This window comes from Parabacteroides chongii (assembly GCF_029581355.1).
GTDB lineage: Bacteria > Bacteroidota > Bacteroidia > Bacteroidales > Tannerellaceae > Parabacteroides > Parabacteroides chongii.
Genome location: NZ_CP120849.1, coordinates 3,955,964 through 3,969,837 on the forward strand (window position 1 = coordinate 3,955,964; position 13,874 = coordinate 3,969,837).

General features: G+C 46.8%; 8 protein-coding genes. 6 read left to right on the plus strand and 2 right to left on the minus strand.

The genetic code is table 11. The features are described from left to right. The first annotated feature begins 51 nt into the window (after window positions 1-51). The 3 genes from P3L47_RS14750 (at window position 52) to P3L47_RS14760 (ending at window position 7,781) form a co-directional block, all read left to right on the plus strand. A complete protein-coding gene (locus tag P3L47_RS14750; protein WP_427910572.1) occupies window positions 52-2,901 on the plus strand; it encodes a glycoside hydrolase family 38 N-terminal domain-containing protein in 2,850 nt (949 codons plus the stop codon). A gap of 248 nt (window positions 2,902-3,149) precedes the next feature. Continuing rightward, window positions 3,150-5,492 (plus strand): GH92 family glycosyl hydrolase, encoded by a 2,343-nt coding sequence (locus P3L47_RS14755; protein WP_277781290.1) that lies wholly within the window; start codon window positions 3,150-3,152, stop codon window positions 5,490-5,492. Window positions 5,493-5,498: 6 nt separating this feature from the next. Then, window positions 5,499-7,781 carry a GH92 family glycosyl hydrolase gene (locus P3L47_RS14760; protein WP_277781291.1) on the plus strand — a complete coding sequence of 761 codons (2,283 nt, stop codon included), beginning with the start codon at window positions 5,499-5,501 and terminating at the stop codon, window positions 7,779-7,781. Window positions 7,782-7,841: 60 nt separating this feature from the next. On the opposite strand, the gene P3L47_RS14765 is transcribed toward P3L47_RS14760, so the two are convergent. Then, the gene (locus tag P3L47_RS14765; RefSeq protein ID WP_277781292.1) at window positions 7,842-10,004 is read right to left on the minus strand and encodes a sensor histidine kinase; all 2,163 of its coding nucleotides are present in this window, start codon (window positions 10,002-10,004) and stop codon (window positions 7,842-7,844) included. Window positions 10,005-10,109: 105 nt separating this feature from the next. After that, window positions 10,110-11,432, minus strand: coding sequence for a Gfo/Idh/MocA family protein (locus tag P3L47_RS14770; protein ID WP_277781293.1), 1,323 nt, complete (start codon window positions 11,430-11,432; stop codon window positions 10,110-10,112). 96 nt (window positions 11,433-11,528) lie between these two features. On the opposite strand from P3L47_RS14770, the gene P3L47_RS14775 reads away from it, so the two are divergent. The 3 genes from P3L47_RS14775 (at window position 11,529) to P3L47_RS14785 (ending at window position 13,865) form a co-directional block, all read left to right on the plus strand. Beyond that, entirely contained in the window at window positions 11,529-12,014 is a 486-nt protein-coding gene (locus tag P3L47_RS14775) for a UpxY family transcription antiterminator (protein ID WP_233577218.1), read from the plus strand. Further along, window positions 12,001-12,873 (plus strand): urea transporter, encoded by an 873-nt coding sequence (locus tag P3L47_RS14780; protein WP_277783708.1) that lies wholly within the window; start codon window positions 12,001-12,003, stop codon window positions 12,871-12,873. Before P3L47_RS14775 ends, P3L47_RS14780 begins: the two co-directional genes overlap by 14 nt. Window positions 12,874-13,139: 266 nt before the next feature. Then, complete coding sequence (locus P3L47_RS14785; protein ID WP_277781294.1) at window positions 13,140-13,865, plus strand: tyrosine-protein phosphatase; 726 nt, start codon at window positions 13,140-13,142, stop codon at window positions 13,863-13,865. The last annotated feature ends 9 nt before the right edge of the window (window positions 13,866-13,874 follow it).

The window sequence follows — 13,874 nt, forward strand, 5'->3', positions numbered from 1 at the left end:
CTTATGAAAACATTAAAAAACTTGTTCCTGGCAGGGCTGACATTGTTTACGATGTCTTCCGCCGTGTGGAGTGCATCGACCGCACCTCCGGGGATCGAAACTCATCTTTTCCCTGCCTTATATAAAACGGCGAAAGGTCCGGTACAGAAAGTACGGGTAACCGTGAAGCATAGCGGTGCGCCTGTTACTGCAACACTTACGTTGGGGAACCAGTCGCGAAAGGAAAAACTGAATGACGGCACTAACCAATTCTTTTTTGAGATACCGGCTGTGCAGTCTGCCGTGCAACTGCCTCTGACGGTAACGGTTGGAAAAGAAAAAGAGTCTGCTCAGATAGATGTGAAACCAGTCCGTCACTGGCAGATGAATATGGTACAGCATACCCATACCGATATCGGTTACACCCGTTCGCAGACCGAGATTCTGGCGGAACATCTCCGCTACATCGACTATGCCCTCGACTATTGCGATGCAACCGACAATTACCCCGACTTTGCCAAGTTCCGCTGGACTTGCGAGATCGCCTGGGCTGTCAGCGAATACTTGAAATGCCGTCCGGCCGAACAGATTGCCCGGTTAAAGAAACGGGTAGCGGAAGGACGTATCGAACTGGCTGCTATGTACCTGAACTTCGACGAACTGCCGGACGAGCAGACATTGGCCGCTTCCTTGTATCCCCTGAAACAATTCCGTGATGCCGGTTTGAAGGCGGAAGTCGCCATGCAGAACGATGTGAACGGTATCGGCTGGTGTTTCAGCGAGTTCTTTGCCGATGCCGGTGTGAAGTATGTCAATATGGGAACACATGGTCACCGTGCCCTGATCTGTTTCGATATCCCGACCGTCTTCTGGTGGCAGTCTCCTTCGGGAAAGAAGGTCTTGACCTACCGTGCCGAACATTATAACCAGGGTAATTTCTTCGGTATCCATACCGATAACTTCGAACAGTTCGAAGAACGTGTACTGAATTATCTGGGAGAGATGGAAGCGAAAAACTATCCGTACGATATCGTTGCCGCCCAGCATTCCGGTTATTTCACGGACAACTCGCCCCCTTCGACAAAGAGTTGCGAGATGCTGATGAAGTGGAACGAGAAATACGAATGGCCTAAAATACGTACAGCCGTAGCCAGCGAGTTCATCAAGGAGGTGGAATCGAACTATGCCGATAAGATACAGACCATCCGTGGTGCATGGCCCGACTGGTGGACCGACGGCTTTGGTTCCGGAGCACGTGAAGCAGCTATTTCCCGTATCACCCATTCGGACATCATCGCCAATCAGGCAGGATTGTCTTTTGCCGGTATGCTCGGAGCCAAACTTCCTGCGCAGATAGACGATCAGATATACGATATCAACAAAGCCCTGTTGTTTTATGACGAACACACCTTCGGCTACAGTGAAAGTGTGCGTGATGCCTACTGCAAGGAGACCTGGGAACAACGTTCCCTGAAGCAATCGTATGCCTGGGAAGCTTACCGCCATTCCGGTCTGCTGGGAGAGGTGACGATGGGATTGTTGCAGTCTTTCGTGCCGAAAGCCGAATACCCGTCCGTCGCCGTCTTCAACACGTTGAACTGGACCTATAGCGGCATAGCCAAAGTTTATATTGACCACCAGATCCTGCCGCGTGAAAAGGCATTCGAGATAGTGGATGCTTCGGGTAATGTCATTCCCGCCCAACCGGCGGAAAGCCGTTCGGACGGAACGTACTGGTCTCTTTATGTGAAAGACGTACCGGCTTTGGGATATGCCCAGTATTATATTAAGGTAAAGGACGCTCCTCGTCCTGCTATACAGTCTGCAGAGAAGTTGGAGAATGCACATGTGGAAAATCCCTGGTATGCCATTGACTTCAATCCGCGCAAGGGGACTATCAGCAAACTCTTCGACAAAGAGTTGAATAAGGAACTGACGACTCCCAATGCAGAGTGGGAGATGGGAGAGTTCATCTACGAGATCATCGACAGCCGTCACCCGATGGAACAATACCGCGTTCCGCAATTCCTCCGTCGTCGTCCGGAACGGATCCGTTTCGAGCGTTACGAAAAGGGAGATATTTGGGATACTTACCGCTTCCGTGGTGAGACAGTGGCAGGTCGCGAGCCGAACAACCTGATGGTAGAGTTCCGTGTCTTCAACGTGACCAAGAAGATTGAAATCGTGTACCGCCTCCGTAAGAAAGCTATTACCGATCCGGAAGCAGTCTATATCTCGTTCCCGTTTGAGGTAAATCAGGGGAAGATCATGCTCGACGTTCCCGGCGGTACCATCGAAGCTGGTGTCGACCAGATCCCCGGATCATCGAACGACTGGTATACGGTGCAGAACTTTGCCACGGCACGCAACAGCGAGTCGCAGGTTGTTATGGGTAGCCCTGAGATCCCTTTGATGCAGTTCGGTGCGATCAATACGGGACGTTATAAAGCGGGGGCCGTTCCTCAGTCGACCAACATGTACTCCTGGCCGATGAACAACTATTGGGTAACCAATTTCAATGCCGACCAGATGGGTGAGTTACAATGGAGCTATTTCATCAATTCCGATAAAGACAACTCTATCGGCTATGCCACCCGTTTTGCCTGGGAGAACCGTATTCCGTTCCTGACCCGTGTCTTACCGGCAGGAGCCAAAGGAACCGAAGTGATAACCCCGGCATCCATCTTTACGATTACCCCTGCGAACCTGTTGCTGGTAAATATGAAGCCGGTCGAAGGAGAAAAGGCCGTCATGCTCCAGTTGCGTGAGGTAGATGGTAAACCGGCTGCCTTTGCCGTTAAATCCGACAAGGTCAACTTTACGAAAATCACTGTATGTGATGTCGTAGGAGACCCGGTTTCAGGTAACGGATCGACAGACTTTGCTCCGTGGGAGAATAAGTTTATAAAATTATCCTGGTAATAAAATAGGATAAAAAGTGTTTTCATTTTAGTTGGTATTTGAGTATCCGGATCATCCGGATAGGGAGGGGAGGAGTAGGTTTACTCCTCCCTTTTTCATAAAAAGAGCCCCTTTCAGTGATTTTGTATGCGAATTAAATATATTTGTGTACCATCTGTACCGGATTGTCTTTATATTTGTGTGAATAATGTATTTGATGATTTGGCTAAATTTAAACTTGTGATGTATCAACTAAAAATAAGTAAAACATGAATAAGAAAAATGTATTGGCTCTCGCTTTGGTCACGATGATGGCGTGGGTAGGGAAGCCTGCTATGGCAGCTTCCGGTACGAATGCTTTCGATCCGGTAGAGTATGCAATGCCGTTGATGGGAACTCAGTCCAGTTTTGAGTTGTCGACGGGAAATACCTATCCTGCTATTGCCCGCCCCTGGGGTATGAACTTCTGGACGCCACAGACAGGAAAAATGGGAGACGGATGGCAGTATACCTATACGGCAAATAAAATCCGCGGGTTCAAGCAAACCCACCAACCCAGTCCCTGGATCAATGATTACGGACAGTTTGCTATTATGCCGGTAGTAGGTGCTCCCGAGTTCGACCAGGATAAACGCGCCAGCTGGTTCTCTCATAAGAGCGAGGTGGCTAAACCCTATTATTATAAAGCCTATCTGGCAGACCATGACGTGATAACCGAACTGACACCGACCGACCGTGCGGCTCTGTTCCGTTTCACATTCCCGGAAAACGACCATTCCTACATCGTTGTCGATGCGCTGGATAACGGTTCTTATATCAAAGTCGTTCCGGAAGAGAACAAGATCATCGGCTATTCGACCAAGAACAGCGGTGGTGTACCTGATAATTTCAAGAACTATTTCATTATTGAGTTCGATAAACCTTTCACTTACGAAGCTACTTTTGCCGACAATTCATTGAAAGAAGGTGCAAAAGAACAGACTTCGAAGCATGTGGGAGCCGTGATCGGTTTCAAGACCAGGAAAGGAGAAATCGTTCATGCCAAAGTAGCTTCTTCGTTCATCAGCTTCGACCAGGCTGCCGTCAATATGAAAGAGCTGGGTAACGACAATTTCGAAACCCTGGTATCCAAAGGTAAACAAGCCTGGAACGATGTGCTAGGTAAGATCGAAGTGGAAGGCGGTACGTTAGACCAGTACCGTACATTCTATTCCTGCATGTACCGTTCTCTGTTGTTCCCGCGTAAATTCTATGAAATAGATGCAGCCGGAAACGTCGTTCATTATAGCCCGTACAACGGTGAAGTATTGCCGGGATATATGTTTACGGATACCGGCTTTTGGGATACGTTCCGTGCCCTGTTTCCGTTCCTGAACCTGATGTATCCGTCGATGAACAAGGAGATGCAGGAAGGTTTGATCAATACCTATAAGGAAAGCGGCTTCTTCCCTGAATGGGCAAGTCCGGGACATCGTGGTTGCATGGTGGGTAACAATTCGGCTTCCATCCTGGTGGATGCTTATGTGAAGGGTGTGAAGGTCGACGATTTGGAAACGATGTACAAAGGCCTGATCCATGGTACGGAGAATGTACATCCGACCGTTTCTTCTACCGGTCGCCTGGGACATGAATATTACAACAAACTGGGGTATGTGCCTTACGATGTGAAGATCCATGAGAACGCAGCTCGTACGCTGGAATATGCCTACAACGACTGGTGTATTTACCAGATCGCGAAAGAACTGGGTCGTCCGAAGAAAGAACTTGAGCTGTACGCTAAGCGTGCCATGAACTATAAGAACCTGTACGATAAGGAAACCAAGCTGATGCGTGGCAAGAATGCCGACGGTACTTTCCAGGCTCCGTTCTCTCCGTTGAAATGGGGGGATGCCTTTACAGAAGGAAACAGCTGGCATTATACCTGGTCTGTTTTCCACGATCCGCAGGGACTGATCGACCTGATGGGGGGTAAAGATTCTTTCGTAATGATGCTCGACTCCGTATTTGCCGTTCCGCCTTTGTTCGACGACAGCTATTACGGTCAGGTGATCCATGAAATCCGCGAAATGCAGATCATGAACATGGGTAACTACGCTCACGGTAACCAGCCGATCCAGCATATGATCTACCTGTATAACTATGCCGGACAACCCTGGAAAGCTCAGTATTGGTTGCGTGAAGTGATGAACAAGATGTACACTCCGACACCGGACGGTTATTGTGGTGACGAAGATAACGGTCAGACTTCTGCCTGGTATGTATTCTCTGCTCTCGGTTTCTATCCGGTTGCTCCAGGAACGACCCAGTATGTGTTGGGCGCTCCGTTATTTAAAAAGGCGACATTGCATTTCGAAAACGGCAAGAACCTGGTGATCAACGCACCGGAGAACAGCGACAAGAATATCTATATCGAATCGATGTCGTTCAACGGCGTGAACTATACCAAGAACTACCTCGACCATAACGAACTGCTGAAAGGCGGCGTACTCGATATCAGAATGGGCGACAAGCCTAACCTGAACAGAGGTGTCAATCCGGAAGATCTGCCTTATTCATTCTCTGTCAATGAAGAGGGGTTGAGCAAACTGATCGGTAAAACAAAGAAGAAATAAACGTATATGAATGTAAACAAAAATGTGAAAACGGGTATAGCTTTGCTGGCTTCTGTATTCTTGCTGGCATCCTGTACCCCCGGCGGGGAAATGTCTTCCCCGCAAAAAAGTCCGGTGGACTATGTGAACCCGTATATGGGAAATATCAGTCACCTGCTGGTTCCGACCTATCCGACCGTACATCTGCCTAACAGCATGCTGCGCGTATATCCGGAGCGGGCTGACTTTACAGGAGATATGTTAAGCGGACTGCCAGTCATCGTGACCAGCCATCGCGGAAGTTCCGCTTTCAACCTGAGCCCGTACCAGGGAGAAGAATCCGGACTGAAGCCGGTGATCAACTACAGCTATGACCAGGAAAAGATCTATCCGTATCGTTATCAGGTATACCTGGACGACAACAATATCGATGTCGACTTTGCCCCGTCTCACCAGAGTGCCGTATATGGCATTACGTTTGAAGGAGAAGGTCCTGCCTATCTGATCTTCAACAGCCGTAACGGACAGTTGAAGAGCGATGGCAAAAGCGTCAGCGGTTACCAGTTTGTCGACCGGAAAACGAAAGTTTACCTGTATGCTGAAACCGATAAGACCCCGCAGCAATGCGGCGTAGTAAGCGATAATACCGTGAAATACGGCGAAACATCAGTAGAAGGTAAGGACGCAGCTCTTGTCCTCTCTTACGGAAACGATGTGAAGAAGCTGGGTGTCCGCTATGGTATCTCGTTTATCAGCGAAGAACAGGCAAAGAAGAACCTCGAACGTGAAATAGCAGCCTATGATGTCGATGTGGTAGCCAAGATCGCCCGTAACGACTGGAACGAAGCCCTCGGCAAGATACAGGCACAAGGCGGAACGGAAGACGACAAGGTGGTGTTCTATACTTCCCTGTACCGTTGCTACGAACGTCCGGTCAACCTGAGCGAAGACGGACGCTATTACAGTGCTTTCGACGGCAAGATACATGAAGACGGCGGTCGTCCGTTCTATACCGACGACTGGATCTGGGATACCTACCGTGCAACCCACCCGTTGCGTATCCTGATCGATAACGAACGTGAAAGCGATATGATCAATTCCTTTCTGCTGATGGCGGAACAGATGGGTACGAACTGGATGCCTACCTTCCCCGAAGTAACCGGTGATTCCCGTCGTATGAACTCCAATCATGCCGTAGCAACCGTGATCGATGCCTGGAAGAAAGGCGTACGCGGTTTCGACCTCGAAAAGGCTTATATAGCCTCAAAGAAAGGTATCGAAGAGAAAACACTGATTCCCTGGTCTGCTGCTCCTGCCGGATGGCTGGACGATTTCTATAAGGAACACGGTTATATCCCGGCATTGAAGCCCGGCGAAAAAGAAACCGTAGCCAATGTCTCTATTTGGGAGAAACGCCAGCCGGTAGCCGTTACCTTGGGTACTGCTTACGACCAGTGGTGTCTTTCACAGATCGCAGCCGAACTGGGCAAGACAGACGAAGCTAAACATTATCTGCGCGAATCGTACAACTATCGTAATGTGTTCAATCCGGAAACCCGTTTCTTCCACCCGAAAGATAAGGACGGCAAGTTCATCGAACCGATGGATTACCGTTACGACGGTGGACTGGGTGCACGTGATTACTACGATGAAAACAACGGCTATGTATACCGCTGGGACGTACAGCATAATATCGGCGACCTGATTTCCATGATCGGCGGAGACAAAGTCTTCACTTCGGCACTCGATTCTATGTTCAACGAACCGCTGGGAATGTCTAAATGGAGTTTCTATTCCTTCCTGCCCGACCATACCGGTAACGTGGGTATGTTCTCGATGGCGAATGAACCGAGCCTGCATATCCCGTATCTGTATAACTATGCCGGCCAGCCCTGGAAGACGCAGAAACGTATCCGTACGTTGTTGAACCAATGGTTCCGTAACGACGTAATGGGTGTTCCGGGTGATGAAGACGGTGGCGGTATGTCTGCTTTCGTGGTATTCAGCCAGATGGGATTCTATCCGGTTACTCCAGGTTCTCCGACTTATAATATCGGTAGCCCGGTATTTACGGACGTAAAGGTCGACCTGGGTAATGGCAATACCTTCGAGGTCAAAGCGAATAATGCCTCTCCGGAAAACAAATATGTACAGTCTGCTCGCCTGAACGGTGAAGTGCTGAACCAGCCGTGGTTCAATCATAGCGACATTGCACAGGGTGGTTTGCTGGAACTGGAGATGGGCCCGAAAGCCAATAAGGAATGGGGAACAAAGACACCTCCTCCTTCAGCTGCTCCGATGCCTCAATAAAAAGATATCCGTATAAATGGAAAAGCCGGTTGAAAATTGCTTCAACCGGCTTTTCTATTTTCAGTTCACGGGAGTTCCTTTATAATGTAAAGGTAAAGTAAACCAGAAAGTGGAACCTTCGCCTTGCACGGAGTCTACCCCTATGGTACCTCCTAGATATTCAACGATCGTTTTGCTGATGGTCAGACCAAGACCTGTCCCTTGATGAAAATCATTGATCTTGATGAAACGCTCGAATACACGTGTCCTGTTCTCTTCAGAAATACCGATACCGGTATCCCGGACGCTGACCTTCAGTGTATCCATTATCTTCTCGTAATAAATAGTAATGCTGCCCTCCTCGGTAAATTTAATCGCATTGTTGAGGAAGTTCGTGATTACCTGTGTGATCCGTTGGGGGTCTGTTCGTATGATAATCTGTGGTAAATTCCTGTCGAAGACAAGTTTTACTCCGGGCTTCACCTTTAATGTAGCTCCCATATATACTTCCATGCACAACTCTCTGATGTTGACATCTTCGATATTGTATTTCAGCATGCCCGATTCTATTTTGGAGAAGTCCAGGATATCTCCGATCAGGTTAAGCAGCAGGTCATTATTTTTATGGATAATGTCGAGGTAAGTAGCCTGATCCTCCGGATCGTCCGTTTCTGCCACCAGGTCGGAGAAGCCGACGATTGCGTTCAGCGGTGTACGTATTTCGTGGCTCATGTTTGCCAGGAAAGCAGATTTCAGCTTGTCGGCTTCCTTTACCTTCAATAACTCAATTTCTATTTCGCGCTGATCCGTAATGTTGGATGTATAGCTGATAATTTTACTGGGTTTCCCGTCTTCAGAATATCTGTAAGCACGAACATTTGAATTAAGCCAGTACACCTTGCCATCGAATATCCTGCGATATACCGACACGTATTTATCGATCTCTCCGGTGAGAAGACGTTTGAACTGCCGGTCGTAAACCTTGTACTTGTCGTCCGGATGCAACGTCTCGATAAAGTCCGCAATACAGCCGAATCTGTCCTGTTTCAGATAAGTCAGGAAGAGACTGCTTTCTACATCGTCGTTCAGGCTGAAATCGACCGACAGTCTGTCTGTTGCGATATCATATTCCCAAATAACCGATTCGCCGGTATCTACGGCAGCTTTCAGCTTGGTCAGGTTATATTGTATTTCCTCTGTCTTGTGGTAATTTTCGGTATCATCGAAGACGATGTAGAAAAAACCGAGCTGTTCGCCCTGCTGGTCTTTCAGCACAACGCCTTTCACCCTTAAATGTTTGATTTGGTTGGTTACCGTGCTGGAGAAATATTTCTTTTCAGCCACTTTGCCGAAGTTATATTCCAGAAGAAATTCAACATCTTCTCCGTTTTTCAGTTTAACGTTCGCCCATTCCGGTATATTAGGATTCTCAAACGCATTCAGACCGATTGCAGCCTCGCGTGTCGTTCCGAATATCTCCAGGTCGGCATTATTGATATCCAGCAAAATGCCTTTTTCATCATACAACTCGACCCCCCAGGGCAGTTTGTCGAAGATGATCTGAAACTTGGCTTCACTTTTCAAAACCTGTTTCATAGAATGTTCCATCATCCCTTGCGCCATCTCGCGTTCGATGGCGATCGATATGATATCGGTAAGCATTCTCAGGTTTTCAATATCCAGTGCAGTCCAGTTGCGATACTTTTTTACTGAATCAAGACCAATGAAACCATTGATATTCCCTTCGAAAAAAATAGGAATCACAAGCAGTGATTTTACATCCTGAAGCATGACTATTTTTTGTTCGGCTGCAGCCTCCTCCGGCATTTGAGCAATGTCGTTGATGACAATGTCTTTCTTATCGTCGATTGTTTTTATCCACCAGGGAAAATCATCCTTGGACATACCGACTAAAAGATCTTCACGCATGGAGATAATACCCTGGCGGGTAACTTCATGCGTGAAGCCGAAAGTCGATTCGTCATTTTTGTAATTTCCGATATAGACCCTGTCTACATCAAAAAACTTCAGGACAATCAGTAGAGACCGGTCGATAATGTCCTTTTCTCCTGGTTTCATTAATAATGACAAAACATCCGAGAAGGTTTTCCTCAATGCAATAGCATTGGTCAGAATACGATTTCTATATGCTTTTTCATCAGTAACGGAGGAGCCTGTCGCTTTCAACCTCTCGATTTCGCCGATCAGGTCTTCTCTCGAATAATTAGCATATACGCTGTTCATTTAGGTATATCAATTTTATATGTTCGTGTATATGGAACAAATGTACATATAATAATTGATTTTCAAAAGATACTGAACGTTTTCTGCGAATTATATTTTCCCTCTTTACAATTTAGGCAATTCCCACGGAGCCCTGTAATAAGCCTTTGATAAGGCAGTCGCTTCATTATCACCGATAAACACGCTATTGGCATCATCCCAATGCACTTCACGTTGCAGCCGGCAGGATATATTTGCCAGATGAGACATCTTGGCTACCCGTGAACCGATGGCAATGTCGGCATGGGGCAATTCCCGGCTCTTGATGCAACTCAGGAAGTTCCCGACATGGTTATACAATCCTTTCCCTTCGCCTTTTTTGAACGGAACAGCTTCCATGCGTGCTTCTTTTCCGGCAATAACGGGAAGAACTTCCCAACCGGCACGGGTGAGCACCAGCGTACCGTTTTCGCCGAAGAACGCCAGTCCCTCTTTCTTATCGAACGGACCGTGATTGATTCCGCAGGCATGATCCCAGATTATATTGAAATCCTTGTAAGCATAAGTTGCCATCAATGTATCGGGAGTCTCCATCGCATCGTCGGGATAAGCGAACTTGCCGCCTCCGGAACAAACACGAGCAGGCAGGTCGGCTCCCATACCTTCCAGTGCATAATCCAGCAGATGGACACCCCAGTCGGACATCAGTCCTCCGGCATAATCCCAGAAGAAACGGAAGTTATAATGGAAACGGTAGATATTGAACGGACGTTTCGGAGCCGGTCCGAGCCACATGTCATAATCTACTCCGGCAGGAACAGGGCTGTCGGCAATAACAGGCAATGTCGGTTTGCTGTCCTGGTAAGCCCATACTTTTACCGTACGGATACGACCGATATTTCCGGCTTTCAGGTAGTTGGCTGCTTCGTCCCAGTGCGGGTCGCTGCGCTGCCATTGTCCGACTTGGACGATCCGGTTATATTTGCGGGCGGCTTTTTCCATCAGGTTACATTCTTCGATCGTATTGGAGAGCGGCTTTTCGACGTAGACATCTTTACCTGCCTGGCAAGCATAAACGGTCGGAAGGCAATGCCAATGGTCGGGCGTTCCGATGATGACTGCATCTACATCCTTATTGTCGATCACCTTGCGCCAGTCCTTATATAGGTAGGGCACCTTCTTTCCGGTACTTTTTTCCACATCGGCAGCCCGTTTGTTCAGCCATTCGTCATCGATATCGCAAAGGGCGACACATTCTACTTCCGGATATTTCAGAAAATTGCTCAGGTTGGAGAATCCCATCGAACGACATCCGATCAGGGCTACTTTTACTTTGTTACTCGGAGCCGCCTGTCCGTAAACAGTTCCGTAAGCGTTTCCGAATAACGGTGATAAACCGAGGCCAGCCGCTGATATGGCTGATTTCTGTAAAAAACTTCTTCTATTCATGGTATTAAATTCTTGTGTTCGCAAACAGTTTTGCAATTATACGAAAAATAGTCCTATATTTGTGCCTTTAAACAAAAAAAGATAATGACACCCCCTTTGAATACTACAAACTGGAATGTACTATATACTGCTCCCCGGGCAGAAAAACAGGTGAAAGAACGCATTGAAGCTTTAGGTGTTGAATGTTTTTTGCCATTGCACCGTACACCCCGTGTATGGTCTGACCGGGTAAAAATAGTTGAAGTCCCATTGTTTAATTCCTATATTTTTGTCCGTTGCCCCGATGATGTATTGCGCGATTTGCTTCGTGTCTATGGCGTTGTCCGTATTGTCTTTTATAACAAGAAACCGGCGATAGTCCGCCAGAAAGAGATAGATGCCATTCAGGAGTTTCTGGACCAGGCAGCCGAACATGCCCTTTGCCCCGGTGAAGAGGTTGAAATTTTGGCGGGAGCCATGAAGCATGTATCCGGAAAGGTCAAGAAGATAAAGAAGAATCATTTATTACTATATTTGGAACAGTTGGGAGCTACCGTATGCGTGAAGCTGGATGAGGTAGCCCGAGTGAATCGTCTTAAATAATTATGTATCAGTATTTTTTTTTTTAGCTCGTGGTATTGGGCAAGTGATGTTTCAGAACAATGCGCTTTCCGGTTTATTGATGCTGATCGGAATAGCTTGTAATTCATGGCTGTTGGCAGTTTTGGCCGTAGTTGGTAATCTTATCAGTACGCTGACTGCCTGGTTGTTAGGATACGACCGACAGGAGATTGAGGATGGTTTATATGGATTTAACGGAACCCTCGTGGGAATTGCTGTAGGTGTATTTATGCCGGTGACGGTGAGCTCTGTGTTGCTGCTGTTATTTGGGTCTGTGCTTTCGACCTGGATTGCCCATGGGTTTAATTGCCGGAATAAAATACCGGGTTTTACTGCGCCTTTTATTCTTTCCGTCTGGTTGCTGCTGGTTGGCTGCAGGTTTCTGTTTCCTTCATTATTATTCCCTTCCGCAGCGTCAGATGCAGAATCGCATGCTGACCTTTTCCGTGCTTTCAGCTTGAATGTAGGGCAGGTGATGTTTCAGGGGGGAACGGTCTTGTCGGGTTTATTTTTCCTGGCAGCCATCTGTGTGAATTCCCGTTGGGATGCTTTGTATACGGTTTGGGGCGCCTTGCTGCCGATAGGAATTGTTTTGCCGTTTTGGACGGATTATGAGGTATTGAATGCCGGCTTATTAGGGTATAATGGAGTTTTGTGCGGGATTGCGCTTGGAAGAAATAACTGGCAAAGTGCAGGATGGGCTACGATTGCGATCTTATTGTCAGTCTTACTACAGATTGCAGGTATGAAGGCTGGTTTGACAACACTGACTGCCCCCTTTGTTCTTTCTGTGTGGATCGTATTGGGAATGATGCATATTCGAAAGGTTTCTATAAAATAAAATGGCATCACTTTCACAAGTAATACCATTTTGGACATTTTCCTTTATAAACAGTAAAATAATAATTATCTATAGTTATTATGATACTAACTAAATGCATCGGTACAAATATAAAGATTTTGAAAATACGGTGATTGGATAAAATACCGCCAGTGGACATTTGGTGTGACATTAGAGAAGTTAGGTTCTTGGTTTGAGAATAATTTGCTAAATGTTTATTTTAGACTACTTTTGTATGATTCATTATTCAATAAGAGTAAATATTTATGTGTGCATTGTTTTCTTCTCTTTTTTTCGGAAAGAAGGAGTTATGGCCTGGTATGACAGATGTTCATACGCATTTGTTGCCGGGGGTGGATGATGGGTTTTCCTCTTTGGATGACAGTAGGGAAATGCTGACTTTCCTGGAAGAGCGTGGTGTGGAACGTATATTCCTTACGCCTCATATCATGGCTGATTTGACGAAAAACCGTGCTGTAAGTTTGAAAGAACGGTTCGGGGCTTTCAGGGAAAGTTGTGCACATATACATGTGGATATGCGTCTGGCTGCCGAATATATGCTGGATGAATGTTTCTACGAGCGGATGGAGGAGGGACTGTTATCGTATGACGGGCAGCATGTCCTTGTGGAAGTCTCCTGCTTGCAGGCTCCGGGAGATTTGTTTGAGAAGCTGTATGATATGCAACTGAATGGTTATATTCCTGTAATGGCGCATCCTGAGCGTTATGGTTTTTGGAATATAAACGAGTTGCTGAAACTAAAAGAGCACGGATGTAAATTTCAATTGAATATTTTTTCCTTAATGGGCTTCTATGGCCCGTTATCTCATAAGACAGCTGTTTCTCTACTGAAAAACAGCCATTATGATTTTGTCGGTTCAGATATCCATTCCCTGAATTATCGCCGTTCTTACAACTCCCTTCAACTCAAAAAAGATCAATATGGAGAGGTGGAGAAATTAGTGCATGGAAATGACGGGTTATGGAGGTGATATTTTATA